A 23,801-nucleotide genomic window follows, 5' to 3' on the forward strand; every position below is an offset into this window, starting at 1 on the left:
CCATGACGGATACAATTGCCGCAATAGCAACTCCCTATGGAAGCGGCGGGATTGGTGTTATAAGGATTTCGGGACCAAAAGCCTTTGATATCGCAGCAGTGCTTTTTTCAACAACAAAACACTGGCCCAAAGGGTGTAAGAAGTTAGAATCTCATAAGGTTTATCACGGATATGTTTTTGACCGGAAAAACATATCCGTGATTGATGAGGTTTTATTGATTACCATGAAGGCACCGTCCTCTTATACGGCTGAAGATGTTGTGGAAATTCAGGCCCATGCAGGAACAATTGTCTTGCGTACCATTCTCGATGAGATACTTTCTTGTGGCGCACGGCTTTCCGAACCCGGAGAATTTACAAAACGCGCTTTTTTAAACCAGAGAATTGATCTGACCCAGGCCGAGGCAGTGGCGGATATCATTAATGCGAAATCTGTCAATGCACTTAAATTTGCAGCGTCTCAGAATCTTGGAACATTAAAAAGCAGTATCCAGGAGTTAAGACAAAAACTGATTCAGTTTTTGTCTTTGCTTGAAGTCAATATTGATTTTCCCGATGATGTTGACCCGTTTGAACCATCCCAAAAAGAGATGGAACTGGTGGATGATGTGCTTAAAACCTGCCGTGAGTTTATCCGGCAGCATGAGGATGCCTGCTTTTTAAAGGATGGTATCCGGATCGCCATCTGCGGCGCCCCAAATGTGGGGAAATCAAGCCTGATGAACCGGCTGCTTGCACAGGACCGCTCCATTGTCACGGCCATCCCCGGAACCACAAGGGACCCCATTGAAGAGGGGCTGAATATCGAGGGAATACCCTTTGTTATTGCAGATACGGCAGGGATTCACCAGACCGATGACCTGGTCGAAATTATCGGCATTGAAAAGGCAAAAGATCATATTATCGCGTCGGATATCGTATTGTTCATGAAAGAACCCGACACTGTTTTTTCCGACAGGGAATTTGAAAAAATGGTTCCTTTGGAAAATCAAGCTGGCAAAAAAGTTATTTTTGTGATCAATAAAATTGACCTGGACAAAGGCAATCTGCCGACTCTTTCTGAAAAATACCGGCACATCCCTACAATTGAAATTTCAGCCCTCTTAAACAAAGGGATTAATAAATTAAAACAAAAAATTGTGACCATCAGTATTGGCCATCTGGATATGGAAAAATCATCGGTCATTCCGAATTTACGGCATAAAAAAGCCCTTGAACAGACGGTTGCAAGTCTTGAGGCGGTAAAAACAGGACTGGCAAATAAATTAGAAGAGGAAATACTGGCAATTGATGTTAAAAGCAGTATTGATTTTCTTGGAACAATTACAGGCGAAACCGCGTCTTTAGATATATTAGACAATATTTTCAGTAATTTTTGCATTGGAAAATAGTGTATGACTAAAAAACTATGAAGATTTAATTCCACTGCAATTGTCGGTAAAATTGGCGGTTTTTGGTTGGCACTGAATAAAGGATAAACATTATGGCATTAGATTTAAACGAACACTTTGTAAAATATGAAGCACTTGTCCAGATGGTGGATGCAGTGTTTGCCCGTGTGAAAAACGAATACCCCAAAGAAGTGTTCTGCAGGGAAAAATGCAGTGACTGCTGCTATGCAATTTTTGATCTCACCCTTATCGAAGCGCTTTATTTGAAAAATAAATTTTTAAATAAATTCAGTGGCAAAGAAAAAAATGATCTCATTGAAACTGCGGACAAGACGGACAGGGTGCTTACAAAGATGAAACGGGATGCCTTTAAGGCAGTCAAAAATGGTGCAGATCAATTGGAAATTGTCGGAAAAATGTCCCAGGAACGGGTCAGATGTCCCCTTCTGGGCCAGGACAATCTGTGTGTTCTGTATGAAAACAGGCCGATTACCTGCAGGGTTTATGGTATTCCCACATCCACGGCAGGTGTCAGCCATATCTGCGGCCGGACAAATTTTAACCAGGGACAGCCTTATCCCACATTGAATATGGACAAAATTTATACCCAGCTCCAGCTGCTGTCAGCCCAATTGGTGCAAGCCATCAATTCTGAAAACATAAAAATGCATGAAATGCTGATCCCTGTTTCAATGGCCATGGTTACGGATTTTAATGAAGAATATCTGGGAATCAGAAAAATGGGAGTCAAAAAAAATGGATGAATTTACCCCCGAACAGATTGAAGAAAAGAAAAAAGGTATTTTTGATGCCATGGGCAAAAGAGGCCAGAAGCAGATCCTTAAAAAAGGCTATGAAGACTGGAATCCTTTCCAGGAACCCAAAGATCCCATTGAGATCCGGAAAGATAAAACCAAGCGAACCAGCCAGGTTCTTATCCGGGAGTTTTTGACCCAGATTGATCATGATGAATACTCAAATACCTTTGCCCAGGGTGCCTTTGAAATGTGCCTGGGTATTATCAATAGTGAAGAAAGAATACTGGGGATGTTTGAATTTGCACGCTGGTATGAGGACTTGTTAAAAAAAGAAGGTCATGATTCCCTCTGATATGCATGATATGCAAGTGGATAAAGAAACAATTTTAAATATTCTTTATCAATCAGATGTCAGGCTGACCCCTCAAGCGCTTATCAGAGAAATCAAGTCCAGGGTTTTGGTCACATCTTCAGCAGCCAAAAAGATAGTGCGGCAGCTCATTGATGAACAGGAGCTGTCTTATCACTATCTTTACGGGTCCACCTATGTGGAAAAAAGTTTTCTAAAGCCGGTCCGCATTACAAGACATTTTGTTCTCACACCCCCTGGATTTGATACACAATCCACCCCGACCGATATAGACATTACTATTGAGCCGGGCATCTCTTTTGGGGCCGGCCAGCATCCCACCACACAACTTTGTCTTGCCGCAATAGAGTTCTGTTTTTTTGAACAACAACTGATTCATCTTAAACCAGGCCTTGTCGGCGCGGACATCGGAACCGGTTCCGGTGTGCTGGCCATGGCAATGTGCCTTTCAGGGCTTGCCGCCTGCAATGCTTATGAAATTGATCCGGTGTCCATTAATGAAGCTAAAAAAAATATTGCATTAAATCATCTGACAAAACAAATCAACGTCGTTGAAGACACTATGAAAGAGTGCAATTCTCAGGTTTCCATCATTTGCGCCAATTTAAGGTTTCCCACGCTGAAAACTTTGTCTGATATGATTTGGGATAGCTTGACAGATCATGGCATTGCCATTCTGTCTGGTGTGCGCGAATGGGAAACACAAGCCCTTATCGCCTGCTATTCGGCAAAAGGATTTGAGCTTGCCTGGCAAAAACATGACAAACAGTGGTCCGGGTTTGTGTGGATAAAAAAAAGGTGATAAACCAAATTGTATGATAAAAACTTTTGTTAAAGTTTTTCTTCTTCTTTTTTTAAGCCTGTTTTTGTACGGGAATATCTATTTTTGGACCGATGAAAACGGGACCAAGCATTTCAGCAACACAACCGCTCCTTTGGATGAAGCAGTTGAAGAACTGACGGAAAGCCGTGCCGTTCTTCAACAATTGACTGCCGAAAAAAATAACCGTCAGGTATTTAAGGTATTAAGGGTCTTTGACGGGGATACCATAAAGGTTAGCGGGCTTGATTTGATTTTCAAGATACGGCTGGTAGGAATAGATTCTCCTGAAATCGGATTCAAAGGTCAAAAAAGCCAGCCTTTCAGCCAAAAAGCAAAGCAGTATCTGGCAGGTTTGGTGGACAATAAAAACATCACCCTTAAAAGTTACGGTATCGGCGGATATAACAGGCAACTGGCAGAAGTTTTTATCGGCAATAAAAATGTAAATATCGCGATGGTAAGGGCCGGGCTGGCCGAAGTCTATAAAGGCAGACGGCCTAAAAATCTTGATTTCCAAGCCTATATAACCGAAGAATCAAAGGCAAGGCAGTCCCGAAAAGGGATGTGGATACAAAAGGCTTCCTATAAAAGTCCCAAGCAGTGGCGAAAAGAACATCCAAGAAAATAATTTTAGGATTGCCAAACTCTTTTTAAATGTTTATTCTTTTTTTCAGGTTAAGGGTGTCACATCTTTAATGCAAATTAAAAGAATGCAAATTAAAAGGTGTGTATTGGGAAATTATTTTTTAAACTATTATAAACAAAGGAGCCGGTATTATGAAAGAAAGATCACTGAGAAGGCACCAGGAGTTTAAAGCAAAAAGAAAAAGTCAGCAAAATTATAATAGTTGCATTAAAGATTTATCCCCGTCAGAAAGACAGGCGCTGGGAAACAACCTTGAAAAGTTAAGAAAGGTTTGTGTGGCAAGTCATTTTGATGAACAGGCAAAAAAGCCCGTAAAAAAACCGCTTCGGGAAATGAAGCATGATATTACAATGAGAGAACAGCTTGGCTGATTAGAACCATTTTAAACAAAAGCCTCATGGTAGACGATTGGTCAACCATGGGGCTTTTTTATTTTTAGAATAACAAAATTTTCAAAACGGTTAAAAAGGAATATCATCATCAGGAATAGGCTGCTGTCCGCCGGTCATGCCCGGGCTTGTTGTACCCTGGAAATTGCTGTCGGTTCCTGGATCGGGTTTCTGATAACCGCCACCTCCCTGGAATCCACCGCCGCCTTGTTGTCCTCCGCCGCCTTGGAATCCTCCGCCACCGAACTGGTTATCCTGTCTGCCGCCAAGGAATTGAAAATTGGATACCACGATTTCTGTAGTATAATGGGTTTGACCGTCTTTTTCATAGTTCCGTGTCTGAAGTCTGCCTTCAATATAAACCTGACTGCCTTTTGACAGGTATTTTTCAAGAGTTTCAGCTGGTTTGCCAAAGGCTACAATGCGATGCCATTCTGTTTTTACCTGTCTGTCACCGGTGTTTTTGTCTGTCCATTGTTCGCTTGTGGCAAGGGAAAAACTCACTACTGCCAATCCTTGCTGGGAATACCTTATTTCAGGGTCCCGGCCAAGGTTCCCTATGAGCATCACTTTATTAAGACCCGCCATTTATATTCTCCTGTTTTTGGATAAGATTTAAGATGTTCATTTTTTTAAACTATTTACCTGATTCAAAACCCGGTGTCAAAGGGATAATTTTTTTCACCGGGCATTTGAAGCGTAACTGTTGACAATTCTTGGGGTTACAGTTATGTTGCTATTAGGGTAGCAACATTTTGGAGGATAAAATGGAATCCTTTTCAAATCTAAAAGATCTTGGATTTTCACAATATGAGGCCGCCTGTTATATGGCCCTTGTCAGCCATCACCCGGTGAACGGGTCCCAGTTGAGCAAGCAATCAGGTATTGCCAGATCAAGGATATATGATGTGTTGCGCAGCCTGATTTCCAAGGGTTATGTGATGAACATCAATGCCGGCCAATATGCACCCCTGCCTCCGGATGAATTGATCAGACAGCTGAAAAAAAAATTTAACACAAGCATCAAAGCATTTGAAGAGCAGATCGCAAAGGCCTGCCAAAAGAATGCTGTTGAATATGTCTGGCCCCTTACCGGGTATGACGCGGTCATGGAAAAAGCCATGGAAATGATCAAAGAGGCGAAACAGGAGATTTATGTCAGATTGTTTCCCGAAGCAGACCTGCACCTGGGCAGATATTTGAAGGATGCAGACAAACGAGGCGTCAATATTCGCTATATTGCCATGGGCAGGATTGAAAAAAAATTTGATATTCAGGTGATGCACCCGGATTGCGATCAATTACAGCAGACCATTGGCGGACAATCCATAGATGTGATCATCGATAAAAAACAAGCCCTTGTGGGAATATTTGAAACCGGCAATGAAGATCAATCTCCCATCAACTGGACAAAAAATCAATGGGTTATCCTGGCCAACCGGGACAGTCTGCGTCATGATTTCTACCACAGCTTTCTGGAAAAAATGCTGGATCGGCACCAGGAACTGACAGACGACGAACAAAGAATTTATCAGATTATCAAACAGGATAATTAGAGGAGGTGTCGTATGACTGCAATAAGAAAAATTCATTATCCCAGCGGATTCTCCACCGAGAATGACAACACCATTTTTAATTTGGAAGAAAATTATGGTGCCCACCATTATGACAGGATCGGCCTGGTTGTAAGACAGGCAAAAGGATGCTGGCTGACCGATGAAAAAGGCAATAAATACCTGGATTGTCTGGCTGCTTATTCTGCGGCAAATCCGGGTCACCATCACCCCGTTATTACTCAAGCGGTCATGGATGCGTTGACTGGAAATTATGCTTCGGTATTGTCCAATGTCGTATTTACTGACCCGCTGGGCATTTTTCTGTCCAAGGCTGCCAGCTTTGCTCCCCAGATGGCACCCAGGTTTGGTAATCACGGAAACAAAGTGCTGCCCAAAAACGGCGGGGTTGAATCCGTTGAAACGGCCATAAAAACCATGCGCTATTTTGGATTCAAGCACAAGGGCATTGAAGACGGAAAACAGCAGATCATTGTGTTTGACGGCAATTTTCACGGCAGAACCATTTGCGTTGTTTCTTTTTCATCCACCCCAAAATACAAACAGGGCTTTGGACCTTTGACCCCCGGGTTTGTATCCGTTGAATTCGGCAACCTTGAACAGGTCAAAAAGGCCATCACACCCAACACATGCGGCATCCTTGTGGAGCCCATGCAGGGAGAAGGAGGAATGAGAATACCGCCTGAAGGCTTTCTCAAAGGGCTTCGACAGTTGGCCGACGACCATGATCTTCTGCTGATCTGTGATGAAATCCAGGTTGGTCTGGGGAGAACAGGGAAAAAATTTGCCTTTGAACATGAAAACATTGTTCCTGACGGGGTGATTCTTGGAAAAGCATTATCCGGAGGTCTTGTTCCCCTGTCCGTGTTTATTACCAATGCAAAAATTATGGATATGGTTTTCTCCAAAGGATCGGACGGGTCTACTTTTGGCGGGTATCCTCTTGCCTGTGTTGCCGGAACAGCTGCTTTAAAGATTTTTGAACAAGAAAAACTGGCTGAAAAAGCCGCTGAACAAGGAAGAATCCTGAAAGCCAAAATTGAACAAATTGCCAAAAAATCCGTTCATGTCAAAGAGGTCAGAGGCAAAGGGCTTTTCATCGGAATAGAAATGAAAAACGGCAATGCCATGGAATTTTGCCGCAAGCTGTTAAAATTCGGTTTGATTGTCAATGACAGCCACGGGCATACCATCCGGATTTCTCCGCCCCTCATTATCAATGACCGGGAAATAGAATTTATGGTTAAACAGCTTGAAAAAGTTTTGGCAGATTAAAAAAATCTTAATTTAAAATAGTATGTCAGGGTTTTAATGCTGTTGCAAAAATAATCGGTTAACATCTCTTGAAAGCTATACGATTATTGTATGGTTTGACGGTATTTTTAATGATTCTTTTTAAGATTAGCCCCATACTCAAACATCAGCATTGGCCTCTGAATACCTTCAAAATTGTGTTTTCGCATACAGGCTGACTTGAAACCAGGTTGAAAAAAAAAGTGATTTGTCTTATAAATCCCGAAGGCTGAAATATTATGTAAAAATCATATGAAAAGGACGAGCTATGCTGGAAAAAATTGATTGGAAACAAGACTATAAAATAGGAATTGAGGAGATAGACTTCCAGCATCAATATTTTACTCTGCTGATCAATAAATTGATTGATGATCTGGTTGAATCCAAAGATGAGTATTACAATTGCAGACTATTGGAAGAATTGTCACAGTATGCATCCTTTCACTTTATCAGCGAAGAAAACAGAATGATTCGCTGCAACTACCCGTTTATTGAAGACCATAAGGATCTTCACCGCAACCTTATCAGCCAGTTAAATGATCAAATCAATTATTTTAAGATGGCCAAATCAACAATTGAAGACATTATCAGTTTTTTAACGGAATGGTTTCTTCATCATACCGTTGAAAAAGACTGTGAATTCGGAGAGTATTTTAAGGAAACAAATAAAAATGTCAAATAAAGCTGTTTCTTCTATACCTTTTGAAAAAAATAAATTTGTTTTGATTGTTACCAATACCGGATGTTCGAATATTTTATCTGAAATTCTCTCAGGAGCAGGCTATAGAGTTGATTATGCTAAAACCTGTAGGGTAGTACTGGACATTGTAAAAAAAAAACTGCCGGACATAGTCATCATAGATATTCAAAGGCCTGGCAACCATGAATTTGAACTATGCCGGACATTAAACTCAAATGATATCTCCCTTAATATTCCAATCATCTTTATATGCACTCTGCCGGAATTGGATGATAAGGAAAAAGCCTTTGAGGCCGGTTGTTATGATTTTATAACAAAGCCTTTCTTTGCAGTTGAATTGTTGTCACGAATCAAGAATTGCATCATGATGCAGCAACATCAAAAACAACTTGAACTGATAATCCATGAAAGGACCCTGGCTTTACAACAAGAGCAAGATAAATTAAGGCGGGAATTACAGATACGCACACAAAATGCTGTGATCAGAGAAAATCAACTCAAACTGCTGTCCTTGAATTTTGATATCAGCCAAACCATTATCCAGGGGGAAACCATTACGCAAATGCTGCAAAAATGCTGTGAACTCATTGTTCACCATCTGAATGCGACGTTTACCCGTGTCTGGCTTTTTGATGAGATGCAAAATGTTCTGGTGCTGCAGGCAAGCGCAGGGATGTATACCCGTATCAACGGCAAACATAGCCGAAAATCTGTTGCCTGCACCAACAAGATCGGAAAAATTTTTTTAAGCAAATCCCCCCATACAACCAATACCATTATGGGTGACTTGCTGATCTGTGACCAGGAATGGGCAAGGCAGGAAAAAATAGTTTCTTTTGCAGGCCATCCTCTTGTGGTGGATGATAAGGTGATTGGGGTTGTTGCCATTTTCTCGAAAAACATTCTGTCAAATATGGTTATGAAATCACTGGAGAGCGTTGCCAATGCCATTTCCCTGGGGGTGCGGCGCAAATTGTCCGAAGCATCTTTGCTTGCAAGTGAAACCCGGTTTCGGGATTTGATAGAGGATACGGTTGATTGGATATGGGAATTAAATCATGAGGGCGTCTATACATATAGCAGCCCACGGGTGTTTAATCTGCTCGGGTATGATCCCGGCGAAATTGTGGGCAAGACCCCTTTTGAATTTATGCCGCCTGAGGAAGGTTTGAAAATGCAGACTGTTTTCCGGGAAATGGTTGCCGGGCAGAAGATGTTCAGTGCCATTGAAAACACCTGTACACATAAAAACGGTAACAAGGTGGTTCTTGAAGCCAGTGCCAGGCCAATATTCAATGATGACGGAACCTTATGGGGATACCGGGGGATCAACCGTGATATTACCGAGAGAAAAAATTCTCAGGAGGCGCTTAGGCAAAGAGACGAGCAGCTTCGCCAGACCCAGAAAATGGAGGCCATCGGAACCCTGGCAGGGGGAATTGCCCATGATTTTAATAATATTCTTGCAGCTATCCTGGGATATACGGAACTGGCTCTTTTCGATCTTCCTGAAGAAAGCAGAAAAAAACACGAGCTTGATCAGGTCTTAAAAGCAGGGCACCGGGCCAAAGAATTAATCCGGCAGATACTGACATTCAGCCGAAAAAGCGATCAAACGCTGAGACCGCTGCGTGTCCAGATCATTGCCAAGGAAGTTGTAAAACTGTTACGATCCTCCATCCCGTCAACAATTAGTATCAAACAAAATATTGATCCGGGCTGTGAAAATGTTGTTGCTGATCCGACACAGATTCATCAGGTTTTTATGAATCTGTGTACCAATGCATATCATGCCATGAAAGAATCTGGAGGTGTTTTAAACATTTCTTTGCAGCAGATACAATTAAACCGTGAAGATCTTAATGGCAATCTTAGTATTAAAACAGGGTCCTGTCTGAAATTAGAGGTCAGTGACACAGGCATTGGCATTCCCAAAGACATTCAAAATAAAATTTTTGAGCCATACTATACCACCAAGGGCATGGGAGAAGGCACAGGCCTTGGCCTTGCGGTCGTACATGGCATTGTCAAAAATCTGCACGGGGATATTACCGTACACAGTGAACCCGGCAAAGGAACAGTCTTTTGCGTTTATCTGCCTGTGGCGGAAGAAAAACAAAAAAATGTTCGGGAAAGATCCACAGCACCGGTTCCAACCGGCAAGGAACACATTCTCCTGGTGGATGATGACGAAGACCTTGCCCGGATGCATAAACAAATGCTTGAAAGACTTGGGTATAAAGTTACTGTGTTGACATCCAGCGTTGAAACTCTGGATGTGTTTCAAAATTCTCCCAACGGATTTGATCTGGTAATGACGGATATGACTATGCCGGGCATGACAGGGGCGGAACTTGCCCGGCGGATTTTTAAAATAAAACCCGATATGCCGGTGATTTTATGTACAGGATACAGTGAGATAATAAATGCCGAGCAGGCCAAGGCCATGGGCATTAATGCCTACTTGTCAAAACCGATCCTTAAAAGGGAATTGGCTGATGTCGTCAGAACTGTTCTGGATGAAACTAAAGAGATAAATATCAAAGAAAAAAAATATTGGACAACATATTAAAGGAAACTTTATGGCCGGAATATTGATCATAGATGACGAACCCCAGATACGAGAGCTTTTAATAAAACACCTGAATGAACTTGATCAAATGCCAATGGTTGCCGAAACACTTGCCGATGGACTGGAGATGGTCGCTTCAGGGACGTTTGACCTTATATTTCTTGATGTAAATCTGCCGGACGGAAATGGTATTGAAGCCCTTCCTCTTATCAAAAACTCAAGATCTGAACCTGAAGTCATTATCATAACCGGAGAAGGCGATGAGCAAGGTGCAAAAATGGCAATTGACAGCGGGGCCTGGGATTATATATTAAAACCTTTTTCAGGGTATGAAATCAAACTGCAAGTCAAACGCTCCCTGGATTTTCGGGCATCAAAAAAAGCTCTGAATTCTTCACCTGAAAAAATTTTAAACAGATCCAGCATCATTGGGTCAAGCCCCAAACTTCTGTCACGACTGAACATGGTTGCACAATGCGCCAAAAGTGATGCCAATGTATTGATTACCGGGCAGACAGGAACCGGAAAGGAATTGTTTGCCAAAGTTGTTCATATGAACAGCCGGCAGGAAAAGAATAATTTTGTGGTGGTGGACTGTGCATCCCTTCCTGAACAGCTTGTTGAAAGCGTGCTGTTTGGCCATGTCAAAGGAGCTTATACAGGGGCGGATTCCAATCAGGACGGGCTGGTGAAAAAAGCGGATGGAGGAACTCTTTTTCTTGATGAAATCGGAGAACTGCCCTTATCCATACAAAAAAAATTTTTAAGAATTCTTCAGGAACGAAGATTCAAACCAGTTGGCGGCACAAACGAGGTCGTGAGCCATTTCAGGCTTGTTTCGGCAACCAACCGGAATCTTGAAGAAATGGTCAGGGAGAATCAATTTAGAAGTGATCTGCTTTTTCGGCTCAGAACTATTCACATTGATTTGCCCCCTTTAAAAGAGTGTAAAGAAGACATCAAGGACCTTACCCTTCATTATATTTATACCTTGTGCAATCATCACGGTTTTGAAAACAAAGGGTTTGTCTCCGAGTTTTTAAAAGCGCTTGAATCCTATGACTGGCCCGGAAATATCAGGGAGCTTATCAGCAGCCTGGAAAAAGCCATACTGGCTGATCCAGTGTCTCCGATTCTTTATCCCAATTGTTTGCCCAACCCGATAAGAATACACTATATTCAATCTTCCATGAACAAAACCAGGGCCGGGTGTGATTTTAAGCGTGTCAGCCAAACATCGGACAAGTTTCAATCCATTGATCTGCCGGATAATCTATTAGATCCCATCAAACCTCTAAAACAGGTAAAAGACGTGGCAATCAGCATAATTGAAAAGATCTATCTTGAAAAGCTGATGCAGTCATCCAACGGAGATCTTGATAAAGCCGGCACCTTGTCATGCATCAGCAAAAGCCGTATCTATTCTTTGCTCAAAAAATATAACATCTCCAGATCCGTATAGTTTCCAAGGGCAGACTTGGTATTTCATTCAAATCTGTCCACAACAAAGATTGAAAATCCATACCTGTTTTGCCAAGACTTTCTTATAAAAAAAATTCATATCAAATTTGAAATTCGTATTGTTTAGTACGATTTGTATTCGTGTTCTTGATTGTCAAAAAAAGCCGCCTCATATAACTACTTGTTATTAAAAAACTTTTTTCTGCTAAACACTCTGGCACTCTTTTTGTATTGGTTAATATTAAATGCTGAGGCTGGTTTTATTTTGGAAAAAGGAGGAAAATGGACATTATTATTTATTCAGATGCAGGCAACGCTCAAAAGGACAAACTTGAAAAAGAGATTTATCACGTTTGCAATATAATGCCTGTCATGGTTTTTGATTTTAAAAGTTTTTTTAATGTGATCAAATCCAGATTATATGGCCAGTATATAGTGGTCTTTCTGATTAAATCTGCTGAAGAACTTGAATTTTTATATTCCAACAAACAAAAATTGTTTTCTTCACAGTATATTTTAATTCTTCCAAATGAAGATAAACAATTAATCAAAAAAGGACTTTTATTATACCCAAGATATCTTGCTTTTGCCTGCCATGGATTTAAGGATATGTCTGCCGTGCTGAACAAGATGATTTGGAACAATACCTTAAAAGAAAAAAAACTGGAAAATTTAACAATTCAAACAATCAACAACAATTAATTATTAATAGCAGAAAGGAGAAAACATGAACCTGTCAATCGGAAAAAAAATGGGGCTGAATACATTGATATTTTCTTTGGTTGCCATTGTGCCCTTTGTCATTTTAGGTGTAATGGCCGTGAAGACTGCACAGCAATCATTTGTTGAAAGCAAATTTGAACAATTGTCCTCTGTCCGGAGCATTAAAAAAGGCCAGATCGAAAAGTTTTTTAAAGAACGGGAAGGCGACATGGGGGTTCTTGTGGAAACCGTCAGCACCTTGAGGCAGGAAGCTTTTGCAAAACTGGTTGCTGTTCAGGAAATAAAAAAACAGCAGCTTATGAATTATGTAAGTTCTGTAAAAGGTTCGATTCAGGGCCTAAAGGGTGATCCGTATGTTCAAAAAGCCGTGCTTGAGTTTGACACGGCCTTTGCAAAAGCAGGCAATAAGATTGAGTCCTTTGAATGGAAATCAGTGGCACTGGAATATCATTCCCGGCTCAAGAATATCATGGAAGGCAACGGCTGGTATGATATGTTTTTGATTGGCAAGCAGGGTAATATTATCTATACGGTCATGCGTGAAGCTGATCTGGGCATGAACATAACCGGCAGCGAATTGAAAAATCAGGGCATGGGCAAAATCTTTACTTATGCAAAAACAATGGGAAAAGACGAAATTGCCATTGCGGATTTTGCACCTTATTCACCTTCCAACGGCAAGCCTGCAGGATTTATGATGGCTCAAATACATGATGATTTTGGCAATCTTCAAGGATATGTTGCATTACAGATTCCTTTGGACCGCATTAATCAAATCATGCTTATGCGCGACGGCATGGGAAAAACCGGTGAAAGCTACCTGGTTGGCCAAGACGGCCTGATGCGGTCGGATTCCTATCTTGACCCCCAAGGCCACTCAGTAAAAGCATCCTTTCAAAACAAAAAACCTGTCAAGACAGAAGCGGTTAAAGATGCGCTACAAGGAAATACAAATCACAAGGTCATTGTTGATTATAACGGCAACCCGGTATTGTCCGCATGGAGCAGAGTTGAACTGGGCAACGGCGTTTATTGGGCCATGATATCTGAAATTGATGTGGCTGAAGCCTTGAGCCCCGTTGATGCGGACGGCAATGAGTTTTATGCCAAATATAAGGAATTGTATGGATATTATGATCTGTTCCTTTTCAATCCTGACGGGTATGCTTTTTATACGGTTACCAGGGAATCCGATTATCAGACTAATTTTTTAAACGGCAAATACAGCCGGTCCAATCTTGGAACTTTGATTCAACAGGTGGTGCAGAGCAAACAATTCGGACTGGCGGATTTCGCGCCTTATGCACCCAGCAACGGCGATCCTTGTGCGTTTATTGCACAGCCCCTCATACACAATGGACAAGTGGAAATAATTGTGGCATTACAGCTTTCCCTTGAATCCATCAATTCCATCATGCAGGAACGAGAGGGTTTGGGCAAAACCGGTGAAACATATCTTGTCGGCAGTGATCATCTGATGAGATCCGATTCTTTTCTTGATCCGGCATCACATTCTGTTAAAGCGTCTTTTGCCAACCCAGGCAAGGGAAGTATTAAAACCCTGGGTGTAACTGAAGCCCTTTCCGGCAAAACCGGCAATCAAATTATCATGGACTACAATGACACTCCTGTTTTGTCGGCTTATACACCTGTCACAATCGGCAATACAACATGGGCGTTACTGGCGGAAATCGATCAAAAAGAGGTTGTCACCGAGTCTGTGGCCGCACAGATATTGCTCAACCGTGTCTGGATGATTGGGCTTGTGTCTATTCTGGTCATTGCGGCTGTGATCATAATGAGTATTTTTATTGTTAAAAATCTTTCTCAAACCCTTTCCCGTGTAATCGCCGGATTAAGTTCCAGCACAGAGCAGGTAGCCTCGGCAGCAGGGCAGGTATCGTCTTCGAGCCAGTCTCTTGCAGAAGGGTCGTCAGAACAGGCCGCATCAATAGAAGAAACTTCTGCATCCATGGAGGAAATGGCCTCCATGACAGCTAAGAATGCAGAAAATGCAGCTCATGCAGACACCTTGATGAAAGAAGCAAACGGTGTGGTAGCAAGCGCCAATAACTCTATGAACCAGCTGATCAGCTCCATGGAAGATATCTCCAGGGCAAGTGATGAGACCGGTAAAATCATTAAAACCATTGATGAAATCGCTTTTCAGACCAACCTTCTCGCCCTGAATGCAGCAGTTGAGGCGGCACGGGCGGGAGACGCGGGAGCCGGTTTTGCAGTGGTGGCAGACGAGGTGAGAAACCTTGCCATACGATCTGCAGAAGCTGCAAAGAACACGGCACAATTAATTGAAGGTACGGTGAAAAAAGTGAACCATGGATCAGAACTTGTTTCCACAACCAATGAAGCATTCGGCAACGTAGCTAAAAGCAGTGAAAAAGTCGCAGGATTGGTGGCTGAAATTTCAGAAGCTTCCAAAGAGCAGTCCGGCGGGATTGAACAGGTGAACATTGCCATTACGGAGATGGATAAAGTGGTTCAGCAAAATGCTGCAACTGCTGAAGAATCGGCTTCCGCATCCGAAGAAATGAACGCCCAGGCAGAACAGCTCAAGGATTATGTAGGGGATCTTGTTCTGCTGGTTACAGGTAAAAATGAACAACGCTCTGCTGCTTTACTTCATCAAAAATCAGTTGCAGGAATTTCCGGAACCTCTCGTCGTTCTATGCCGGCAAACAAAAAACTTATCGCCCCGTTAAAAGAAGTCAGACCTGACCAGGTGATACCGTTTGATGATGATAAGGAATTTGTGGATTTTTAATGGATTTTCGAGCTTTATAACAATGTCGGCCATTCGTCACAATCAGTGGGCCAATAGGGTCAGACTTGTGTTGTGATCAACTCTGGATTTACCGCAAAGGGCAGGATATGTTTTCCTGCCCTTTGCCTGTATGGCCGGGAAGAATGCTTTAAAGGATTTTTAAAAGAAAATTTGTAGGACTATATTCATAATACATGATAAGAAGATGGGATGACTGATTATTATGCTGTTAATATGACAATTAAGGAAAATAATGATCATCCAAATAATTTTTAAAAAATTAAAACAAGCTTTTATGGATCTGCTGCCCATTATTGCAGTGATAGCTTTTTTTCAGATTTTCGTTTTAAAACAGCCATTGCCGCAAATGGGAGAAGTCATTTTTGGTGCTTTGCTTGTGGTTGCCGGTTTGAGCCTGTTTGTTCAGGGTTTGGAAATGGGCCTGTTTCCCATTGGTGAGTCAATGGCCCATGCCTTAGCCCAAAAAGGCAGTCTTTTCTGGCTGATCTGTTTTGCCTTTGCTCTGGGGTTTTCAACCACTGTGGCAGAACCTGCCCTCATAGCCGTGGCCTGGGAAGCAGCAGAGATTGCCGGTAAGGGAGGCCTTATTGATCCGGGCCAGGACTCTTTGGAAAAATATGCCTTTGGGCTTCGCATGTCTGTTGCCGTTTCCGTGGGGCTTGCCATCCTTATCGGTGTTATTCGCATCATCCGCGGTTGGCCAATTCATTATCTGATCATCGGCGGCTATGTTTTTGTTATGCTGATGACATTCATCGCCCCCAAAGAAATTGTCGGCATCGCTTATGATGCAGGTGGCGTGACCACCTCCACCATCACCGTGCCCCTGGTTGCAGCTTTGGGGGTAGGCCTGGCCTCATCCATCAAAGGACGGAGTCCGCTTGTGGACGGTTTTGGTCTTATCGCTTTTGCTTCTCTTCTTCCCATGATTTTTGTCATGGGTTATGGATTGATTATTTTCAGATAAAAAAAGGCCTGTTATAATGGAATTCATACATGATTTCAGCAAAATATTGTTAGCCACCTGTAGGGATGTATTGCCGATCATTATTCTTATCAGCGTTTTTCAAATACTTGTTTTACGCCAAAAAATTCCCCATTTGAGCCGTCTCATTGTCGGTGGCATCTATGTTGTTATTGGTCTTGCTTTATTTCTGGCAGGACTTGAAAAAGCACTTTTCCCTTTGGGCAATATAATGGCAACCCAGCTGTCTGATCCGGTCTTTATTTACGGCACAGAAGAAATTGTCACACATGCAGACTGGAAAGCTTATGGCTGGGTGTACCTGTTTGGTGCAATGATCGGTTTTGCCACCACCATTGCAGAACCCTCTCTTATTGCAGTGGCTTTTAAAGCCAGCGAGGTTTCAGCCGGGACGATCAAACAATGGGGCCTGAGAATTACCGTGGCCCTGGGAGTCGCTTTTGGAATCAGTCTTGGCACTTTTAGGATTGTAACTGGTACGCCGCTTTATTTGTATATTCTTGCGGGCTATGTGATTGTTATCGTACAGACCATGTTTGCCCCCAAAAGCATTATTGCCCTGGCCTATGATTCGGGCGGGGTTACGACTTCAACGGTTACCGTGCCACTGGTAGCGGCTCTTGGCCTTGGGCTGGCCGCCACCGTACCTGGGCGGAATCCTGCTCTTGACGGGTTTGGCCTTATTGCCTTTGCCAGTCTGTTTCCAATTATAGCTGTCATGGGCTATGCACAGTTGATGCACTGGTTTGCCAAACACAAAAAAAAAATACTGGAGAAAACAAATGCGCTTTAAACTTATTTTATCCCTGGTAAAAGAGGATATAACTGACCGTATAGTGGATGCGGCAAAAAAGGCTGGAGCCACAGGGGCAACCATTATACCGGCCAGGGGAACCGGCATCCATGAGGCGAAAACCTTTTTTGGCCTCACACTGGAAGCCAGGACCGATATTGCCATGCTGCTTATTGAAGAACATCTTGTTAGCAAAATTTTAGATGCGATAAAAAAAGCGGGACAATTCCACAAACCTGGAACCGGTATTGCTTTTGTGATTCCTGTTGAGCAGGTTGCCGGTCTGGAAAGCCAGATAGAAAGTTTTAAGGAAGAAGTTAAAAAAAGTTATTTTTAAACAATTATCATTATTTCTACAGGGGAATAAAAATATGGTATCTGACAAAACCTCAATAATCAGGGCAAGAGACGTGATGTCCAAGGGAATTGTCTCTATTGACGGCATTGCAACAGCCAGTGAGGCTGCCGCCAAAATGCGTTCTGAAAAAGTCTCTTATCTTCTTGTCAACAAACGGCACAAGGATGATGCCTGGGCCATGGTGGTTGTTCAAGATTTCATTAAAAAGGTGATAATCCCGGGTCGTTCACCGTCTGAAGTTAATGTTTATGAAATCATGACCAAGCCTGTTATTACCGTTCCGGCAGATATGGACATTCGTTACGTTGCCCGTTTGATTTACCGTGCCGGTATTCGAAGAGCTCCTGTGGAAGATTGCGGAGAGCTTATCGGTATGGTTTCCCTGGCATCTTTGATCCTTGATAATGATCTTTTTTAATATTTTTTGTTTCAAGGATTATAAAATCGATATTGGCCTGATCCCTGCCTATGCATTAATTCATCTCCAAGGATCAGGCTTTGATTGTATTTTAATTAGAAACTATAGCTGACACCTGCTTCAAAATATGCTCCGTCCTGAACATAGTAGGCGTTTTTAGGCTCGCCGTCGGCACTGGTTAAGGTGCCTGCAGTATTTGAAACATATTCAAGATCTTCATCAAAAATATTTTTACCCAGAACCCAGAATTTCCATTGGTTCCAGGCATAGGAAATTCTTGCATCAACAGTTGTTTTGGAAGGATATTTTATGCGGTTTAAATAATCCACATATCGTTCACCCATGTAATTGATATCCATGCTTAACTTGAGTCCTTCCAAAGGAAAAAAATCAAGCCCCACAAGACCGCTGAATTCAGGTACCCAGTAAATTTGTTTTCCGGCAATGTCGGCGTGCTTATCCGTGGTGTTTGACGGATGAAGTTTGGCAGATACTGTGCCTGAAGTCCATTGGATATCCTGGTAGGTGCCGGCCAGACGGTAGCCGAAAAAAGAACACACCCGGCCATCGGCTTCAAGCTCAATGCCTTTTGCCTCGGCATCACCGATATTTCCCCGTCCTCGAGATGTCGTTCCTTCATAGACTGAGCCGAACTTGTCCTTATAATCTGAAAAATAGAGGGTGGCATTTATATTGAAAGCCTTGTTCAGCATGTGCTTATAACCGATTTCATAAGTCATAACCTCTTCTGGCTCCAGGTTTTCAGGAGGGTTAAAAGTTCCGCCATCTTCAACCGCCCAGGCATAATACCGGGGCGTTGGAAACCAGTAATTTCTTCCTGCTGAAACATAGAGGTTTGCCTTGTCCGTGAAACGGTAGGACGGGGCCATAAAATAACTGAACATGGTTCGATCCTCATCTGCAATATTTGGCACCTTGTCTTGCAGTTTAACTTCGGTCCTGTCCAGTCGTCCTCCTGTTTTAAATCCCCATTTTTCTTGAAAAAGAAAGTCATTATCCCAGAAGATACCATAGGTTTTCTCCTGGAGATCAAAATTGTATGCATCCGTGTTTTTACCCGGATCAAACGGATATATCCGGCTTACATCATTATCAATGCTTTCATAATTCAATCCAATTGAGGGTGTATAGCTTATGGCACCAAAATTAAAATGGTATCCGCCTGAAATTGAGACCGTATAAGTATCTTGTTCAGAATCATTGTGATACACACTTGAGGGTTTATCAAAAAGATAAGCAAGGCTCTTGTCTGTTTCATCATAACCTGTCCAGGAAAGTGCGGAATCGATAAATTTTTTCTCATCTTTATGAGACAGTTCAAGGGCAATGATTGAATTTTGCTGCTCTTTTTCAGTATGCCAGATCAAATCCGAATCTGTTTCACTTTTCGGAAAATGGATGTCCCTGCGGTAATTTTCCAATTGCCACAGGTACTTGCGAAAACCATACGCAGTCTCCATATCATAGTCCATATGATTAACCCATATGCCAATGCGGGTCTGGTCAGACAAATTATACCCAAGCCTGGCAAGAACCGATAACCTGTTTTCTTCTTCCTGCTCATACCCATCAGTGTGATGGTTTCCAACATTTAACATGTAATCATACTGGTTTTGCCTGCCATGGAGGGATGCGGTTTCATCATGGGTATCCCATGAACCGTATGCGGCAGAGACATCACCATGAATGCCTTCTTGCTTTGCTTTTTTGGTAATAATATTGATGACCCCACGAGCCGCACCAGGCCCGTATGCAATCCCGGCGGAGCGCAGCACTTCAATGCGCTCAATTTGAGCTACGGGAATAAAGTCAAATTCACTATACCTGGAATCCCCGATTTTTTGCGGGATACCGTCAATCAGGATAACAGGCCCCCCTGCCATTGCGCTTTTGTTGCCGCGAATCACAACTGTACCGCGCTTTGCACTACTGTCAACAACACCTGGAATTTTACCCAGGGCTTCGATAACATTTTTTGCCCCCATTTCTTCCAATTCCGTTCCAGTGATAATGGAAAGACTGGCAGGCGTATTAATTGCATTTATTTTATTGGTGGAGGTGACAACCAATTCATCCATTTTATGAACAGGTTCTTTTATTTCCAAGGCCATTCCATAAGCAGGCAGAAAAACAGCTAAAAAGATCAAACCAACAAGACAGCGTTTCATTTAAATTCCTTTCACAATTATAATTAAACAATCCATAATTGATTCGGAATTTTCCTGATCATCAGGCAAAAGTGTTTTTGATATGCTTGAAACAGGGCAAACAAAAATCCCGAATCACTCCAAATGTTTGATCCGGGAAGTCCCTTTTTTTATCCTCAAAATCATTTAATCCACTTCTGTCCATAAAGCAGATTATCAATCAGGTTTCGGCAGGTCTTCTGACTTCCTTTCTTTTTTGGCAGCCTTCCCATTTTGTTCAAACAAAACAGTGACATTTTCCAGCCAAAAAAGTTCCCCTTTATTTTAAAAGAGGCAGGGTTACAGCGGCGGGCCCGTCCCTGAATTTCACAGGAGTTCCCTATTAAGCATTAAAGCACCAAAACACAGGTATTCCTATTGACAGACAGTAAAAAAGTCAAGGTAAATTTATTTTAACTAATTCATATTACCCCAAACCTACAGCAAGTGTTTCAAAACAAAAAGGATTTTGAAAAAACAACATTTTTGAATGCTTAAAATCCAATATTTGTTAAAATGTCTTGACAACTTTACAGATATTTTTTATCTTTTGCTATTCTTCCAATAATTATTACGGGGTTAATAATGCTCAACCACAAGTCACCGCTTCCTTTATACCATCAGCTGGCAGACATCCTGACAGAACAGATCCGATGCGGAACATACATGCCCGGAGATCTTATCCCGTCTGAAAACGGGATGGCAAAGCAGTACGGCATTGGCCGTCCAACAGTGCGCCAGGCCATGGATACACTTGTCAAAAAAGGCCTTGTTGAACGCAAAAGAGGGTCTGGAACTTTTGTGAAGCAACCCGGCAACCAGGTGGACCTGTTTTGTCTTGCAGGCACGTCCCAGGCGTTTGAAACAAAAGGGATCAAGACTGAATCAAAACTTCTGGCTCCTCTGGCTGCCGTGAATGTTACTGATGATAAAACCAATCCTTTTGAAGGAAAACCCGCTTTTTTTTTATCGCGCCTAACCTGTGTTAAGGCAGATCCTGTATTATTGGAGGATATCTATCTTCATCCAGTATTGTTCAGGGGCCTGGAAACTGTGGATCTTGAAAACAGATCCCTTTCCGGGGTGGTGTCGGATCAGTATTATCTGAAGCCGGAAACAGGCAGGCAAACCTTTAAAATATCTTTTCTGCCTGAAAACAAGTCAACTGCACTTAACCTGAATCCTTCCGATCCTGTTCTTGAAGTGGAACGGACTTTGAATTTCCCGGAAGCACCCGGAGCTATATTTTCACGTTTGTACTGCAGAACGGATAAATTTGCATTTTCCCAGACCATGAGCCTTAAGATGACATAAACGACATAAACAATCAAAAAACCGGATCATATCCGGCCATTGGAACCAATGGTTTACATATAACGGCAATGGCAGATCACTCTGCCACAATAAACAATGAAAAATATTTAATTTCAGCAGGTTAAATGTTCTTTCGTATAAACCATGAGCAGGAGCAAATAACATGAAAAACAGGGGATATTACGGTAACCATGGCGGGGCATTTTTGCCTGAGATTCTGGTTGCCACGTTTGATGAACTGGAAATTGAGTTTGAAAAAATAAAAAAAGATCCGTCTTTTTGGAAAGAGTATGAAACCTTGATGGGATCTTACTCCTGCCGTCCCACCCCTTTGACCTTTGCTGACAACCTTACCCGGGAATTTGGCGGTGCAAAAATATATATCAAGCGAGAAGACCTCAATCACACAGGCGCCCACAAAGCCAACAATGTAATGGGTCAGGGGCTGCTGGTCAAACGTATGGGGAAAAAGCGGGTGATTGCGGAAACAGGGGCAGGACAGCACGGGGTGGCAACTGCCACAATGGCGGCAAAGTTCGGATTTGACTGCACCATCTACATGGGGGAAGTGGATGTGTTGCGCCAGCGTCCCAATGTGTTCTGGATGGAGCAGTTAGGTGCCACCGTGGTTCCGGTAAAAGACGGCACAAGAATTTTAAAGGATGCCATCAACGAAGCGTTCCGGGACTGGGTAACAAACATGGACACCACCCATTATGTCCTGGGAACCGCCTGCGGGCCACACCCTTTCCCGGAAATGGTCTCTTATTTTCAATCCATTATTGGCAAGGAGGCAAGACAGCAGATTCTGGATGTGGAAGGAAAACTTCCCAAACGGGTGTATGCATGCGTGGGCGGCGGGTCCAATGCCATGGGGATTTTTTCAGGATTTTTAAATGATCCTGTGGAGCTTGTGGGGGTTGAGGCAGGAGGCAAGGGTTTAAATTCAGGCATGCACGCCTCCCGGCTGAGTTCGGCAGATGGAAGCCATGGTATTGCCCAGGGGTATAAGACCTATTTTCTCCAGGATGATGACGGCCAGATGAAAGAGACCCACTCTATTTCAGCCGGGCTGGATTATGTGGGAGTGTCTCCGATTTTATCCCACATGCATGACCAGGGAACAGCAAGGTTTGAAAGCGCAACAGATACCGAGGTTGTGGCTGCGCTGAAACTGACCATGCAAAAAGAAGGAATTATCCCGGCCCTGGAATCCGCCCATGCTTTTGCCAGGGCATTTAAGGAAGCGCCTTCCCTTTCAAAAGACGATGTGATCATCATCAATCAGTCCGGCAGGGGTGACAAGGACATTTTTACAGTGGCAGAGGCTGTTAATGATCCCAAATGGAAAGAATTTATTATTGAAAAGGCCAAAGAATACAATGCTTGAATCCTATATAAAAGACCGACTCAAAAACCGTGATATTTTGTTGATGACCCATATTGTCATGGGGTATCCCTCCTTTGAAGACTGTTTTGAAATCGTAAGGCAGATGGTTGATGCCGGAGTGGATTTAATGGAATTGCAATTGCCGTTTTCAGAACCCATGGCAGACGGTCCTGTGATTTTAAAAGCCAACCAGGCAGCTCTGGAAAAAGGGTCAACCGTTCAAAAATGCTTTGAATTTGCCCGGGCCGTATCAAAGGAATTTTCCATCCCGTTTTTGTTCATGAGTTATGCCAACATTCTTTTTAAATACGGAATGGAAAAATTTTCAGACAAAATGGTTCAAATAAATCTAAAAGGTGCCATTGTGCCGGATCTGCCGCCTGAAGAGGGCAAAGAGTATATCTGTGCCATGCAAAAAAATAATCTGGACCCCATTTATATTTTTTCCCCGGAAACAAGCGATGAGAGACTGGCATATTTAGCCTCCCATGCCTCAGGCTTTGTCTATTGCCTTGCCAGGAAAGGGGTTACCGGAAAAGACACTGCTTTTTCAGATGATCTTGCCGTTTATCTGTCAAGGTGTCGAAAGGCCACTGACCTTCCTTTGGCCGTGGGATTCGGCGTAAAAGAAAAAGCTGATGTGGACTATTTAAAAGGCAAGGCAGATATTGCCGTGATCGGCTCCCAGACTATCAGGATCGTGGAAGAAAAAGGTGCTGCTGCAGCCGGGGAGTTTATCCGCAGCCTTTTGTAACATGTGATCTGTTAATGCCTTACTCCTCAATTTTTTGTTAAAAAAAACAAGAAAATTAGAAGAGATATCTGGATTGCGG

Annotated in this window: 22 protein-coding genes and 1 riboswitch; of the genes, 20 read left to right on the forward strand and 2 right to left on the reverse strand. The window is 42.6% G+C overall.

Annotated elements, in window-relative coordinates; translation table 11 throughout:
• Positions 1-2 precede the first annotated feature (2 nt).
• The 6 genes from mnmE to BLT94_RS17920 all read left to right on the forward strand — a co-directional run bounded on the left by mnmE (position 3) and on the right by BLT94_RS17920 (position 4,359).
• Positions 3-1,391, forward strand: coding sequence for a tRNA uridine-5-carboxymethylaminomethyl(34) synthesis GTPase MnmE (gene mnmE, locus BLT94_RS17895; RefSeq protein WP_092237106.1), 1,389 nt, complete (start codon positions 3-5; stop codon positions 1,389-1,391).
• Positions 1,392-1,483: 92 nt separating this feature from the next.
• Entirely contained in the window at positions 1,484-2,155 is a 672-nt protein-coding gene (locus BLT94_RS17900; RefSeq protein ID WP_092237109.1) for a YkgJ family cysteine cluster protein, read from the forward strand.
• Positions 2,148-2,501: a hypothetical protein gene (locus BLT94_RS17905; RefSeq protein WP_092237112.1), complete on the forward strand. Its 354-nt coding sequence runs from the start codon at positions 2,148-2,150 to the stop codon at positions 2,499-2,501. The genes BLT94_RS17900 and BLT94_RS17905 overlap by 8 nt, the downstream gene beginning before the upstream one ends.
• A complete protein-coding gene (locus BLT94_RS17910) occupies positions 2,488-3,321 on the forward strand; it encodes a 50S ribosomal protein L11 methyltransferase (protein WP_092237115.1) in 834 nt (277 codons plus the stop codon). Before BLT94_RS17905 ends, BLT94_RS17910 begins: the two co-directional genes overlap by 14 nt.
• Before the next feature lie 13 nt (positions 3,322-3,334).
• A complete protein-coding gene (locus tag BLT94_RS17915; RefSeq protein WP_092237118.1) occupies positions 3,335-3,970 on the forward strand; it encodes a thermonuclease family protein in 636 nt (211 codons plus the stop codon).
• Between the two features lie 149 nt (positions 3,971-4,119).
• The gene (locus tag BLT94_RS17920) at positions 4,120-4,359 is read left to right on the forward strand and encodes a hypothetical protein (protein WP_014959448.1); all 240 of its coding nucleotides are present in this window, start codon (positions 4,120-4,122) and stop codon (positions 4,357-4,359) included.
• A gap of 90 nt (positions 4,360-4,449) precedes the next feature.
• Here the strand turns inward: BLT94_RS17920 and BLT94_RS17925 are convergent, their stop codons facing one another.
• Positions 4,450-4,965: a single-stranded DNA-binding protein gene (locus BLT94_RS17925; protein WP_092237121.1), complete on the reverse strand. Its 516-nt coding sequence runs from the start codon at positions 4,963-4,965 to the stop codon at positions 4,450-4,452.
• Positions 4,966-5,144: 179 nt separating this feature from the next.
• Between BLT94_RS17925 and BLT94_RS17930 the strand changes: the two genes are divergently transcribed.
• From BLT94_RS17930 to BLT94_RS17980, 11 genes are all read left to right on the forward strand, one after another.
• Positions 5,145-5,933 carry a TrmB family transcriptional regulator gene (locus tag BLT94_RS17930; protein WP_092237124.1) on the forward strand — a complete coding sequence of 263 codons (789 nt, stop codon included), beginning with the start codon at positions 5,145-5,147 and terminating at the stop codon, positions 5,931-5,933.
• Positions 5,934-5,945: 12 nt separating this feature from the next.
• Positions 5,946-7,226, forward strand: a complete 1,281-nt coding sequence (locus BLT94_RS17935) for an aspartate aminotransferase family protein (protein WP_092237126.1) — start codon at positions 5,946-5,948, stop codon at positions 7,224-7,226.
• A 286-nt stretch (positions 7,227-7,512) separates the two neighbouring features.
• Positions 7,513-7,926 (forward strand): bacteriohemerythrin, encoded by a 414-nt coding sequence (locus tag BLT94_RS17940; protein ID WP_092237129.1) that lies wholly within the window; start codon positions 7,513-7,515, stop codon positions 7,924-7,926.
• Positions 7,916-10,516, forward strand: coding sequence for a response regulator (locus BLT94_RS17945; RefSeq protein ID WP_092237132.1), 2,601 nt, complete (start codon positions 7,916-7,918; stop codon positions 10,514-10,516). Before BLT94_RS17940 ends, BLT94_RS17945 begins: the two co-directional genes overlap by 11 nt.
• 10 nt (positions 10,517-10,526) lie before the next feature.
• Positions 10,527-11,978 carry a sigma-54-dependent transcriptional regulator gene (locus BLT94_RS17950; RefSeq protein WP_092237135.1) on the forward strand — a complete coding sequence of 484 codons (1,452 nt, stop codon included), beginning with the start codon at positions 10,527-10,529 and terminating at the stop codon, positions 11,976-11,978.
• A gap of 281 nt (positions 11,979-12,259) precedes the next feature.
• On the forward strand, positions 12,260-12,679 hold the full coding sequence (locus BLT94_RS17955) for a hypothetical protein (RefSeq protein ID WP_092237138.1): 420 nt from the start codon (positions 12,260-12,262) through the stop codon (positions 12,677-12,679).
• A gap of 25 nt (positions 12,680-12,704) precedes the next feature.
• Entirely contained in the window at positions 12,705-15,482 is a 2,778-nt protein-coding gene (locus BLT94_RS22745) for a methyl-accepting chemotaxis protein (protein WP_092237141.1), read from the forward strand.
• A gap of 253 nt (positions 15,483-15,735) precedes the next feature.
• On the forward strand, positions 15,736-16,470 hold the full coding sequence (locus tag BLT94_RS17965; protein ID WP_092237144.1) for a DUF1538 domain-containing protein: 735 nt from the start codon (positions 15,736-15,738) through the stop codon (positions 16,468-16,470).
• 16 nt (positions 16,471-16,486) lie between these two features.
• Complete coding sequence (locus tag BLT94_RS17970; RefSeq protein WP_092237146.1) at positions 16,487-17,281, forward strand: DUF1538 domain-containing protein; 795 nt, start codon at positions 16,487-16,489, stop codon at positions 17,279-17,281.
• On the forward strand, positions 17,271-17,618 hold the full coding sequence (locus BLT94_RS17975; protein WP_092237149.1) for a P-II family nitrogen regulator: 348 nt from the start codon (positions 17,271-17,273) through the stop codon (positions 17,616-17,618). Before BLT94_RS17970 ends, BLT94_RS17975 begins: the two co-directional genes overlap by 11 nt.
• A gap of 34 nt (positions 17,619-17,652) precedes the next feature.
• Positions 17,653-18,057 carry a CBS domain-containing protein gene (locus BLT94_RS17980; protein ID WP_092237152.1) on the forward strand — a complete coding sequence of 135 codons (405 nt, stop codon included), beginning with the start codon at positions 17,653-17,655 and terminating at the stop codon, positions 18,055-18,057.
• A gap of 95 nt (positions 18,058-18,152) precedes the next feature.
• Here BLT94_RS17980 and BLT94_RS17985 read toward each other — a convergent pair whose 3' ends face one another.
• Entirely contained in the window at positions 18,153-20,246 is a 2,094-nt protein-coding gene (locus BLT94_RS17985) for a TonB-dependent receptor (protein ID WP_092237156.1), read from the reverse strand.
• A 191-nt stretch (positions 20,247-20,437) separates the two neighbouring features.
• Positions 20,438-20,642: riboswitch (cobalamin riboswitch) on the reverse strand.
• Between the two features lie 207 nt (positions 20,643-20,849).
• Here BLT94_RS17985 and BLT94_RS17990 point away from each other — a divergent pair.
• From BLT94_RS17990 to trpA, 3 genes are all read left to right on the forward strand, one after another.
• Positions 20,850-21,578 carry a GntR family transcriptional regulator gene (locus BLT94_RS17990; protein WP_092237159.1) on the forward strand — a complete coding sequence of 243 codons (729 nt, stop codon included), beginning with the start codon at positions 20,850-20,852 and terminating at the stop codon, positions 21,576-21,578.
• Between the two features lie 163 nt (positions 21,579-21,741).
• Complete coding sequence (gene trpB / locus BLT94_RS17995) at positions 21,742-22,968, forward strand: tryptophan synthase subunit beta (protein WP_014959463.1); 1,227 nt, start codon at positions 21,742-21,744, stop codon at positions 22,966-22,968.
• Positions 22,961-23,722 carry a tryptophan synthase subunit alpha gene (gene trpA / locus BLT94_RS18000; RefSeq protein ID WP_014959464.1) on the forward strand — a complete coding sequence of 254 codons (762 nt, stop codon included), beginning with the start codon at positions 22,961-22,963 and terminating at the stop codon, positions 23,720-23,722. Before trpB ends, trpA begins: the two co-directional genes overlap by 8 nt.
• The last annotated feature ends 79 nt before the right edge of the window (positions 23,723-23,801 follow it).

Source organism: Desulfobacula phenolica, assembly GCF_900105645.1.
Taxonomy (GTDB): Bacteria; Desulfobacterota; Desulfobacteria; order Desulfobacterales; family Desulfobacteraceae; genus Desulfobacula; species Desulfobacula toluolica.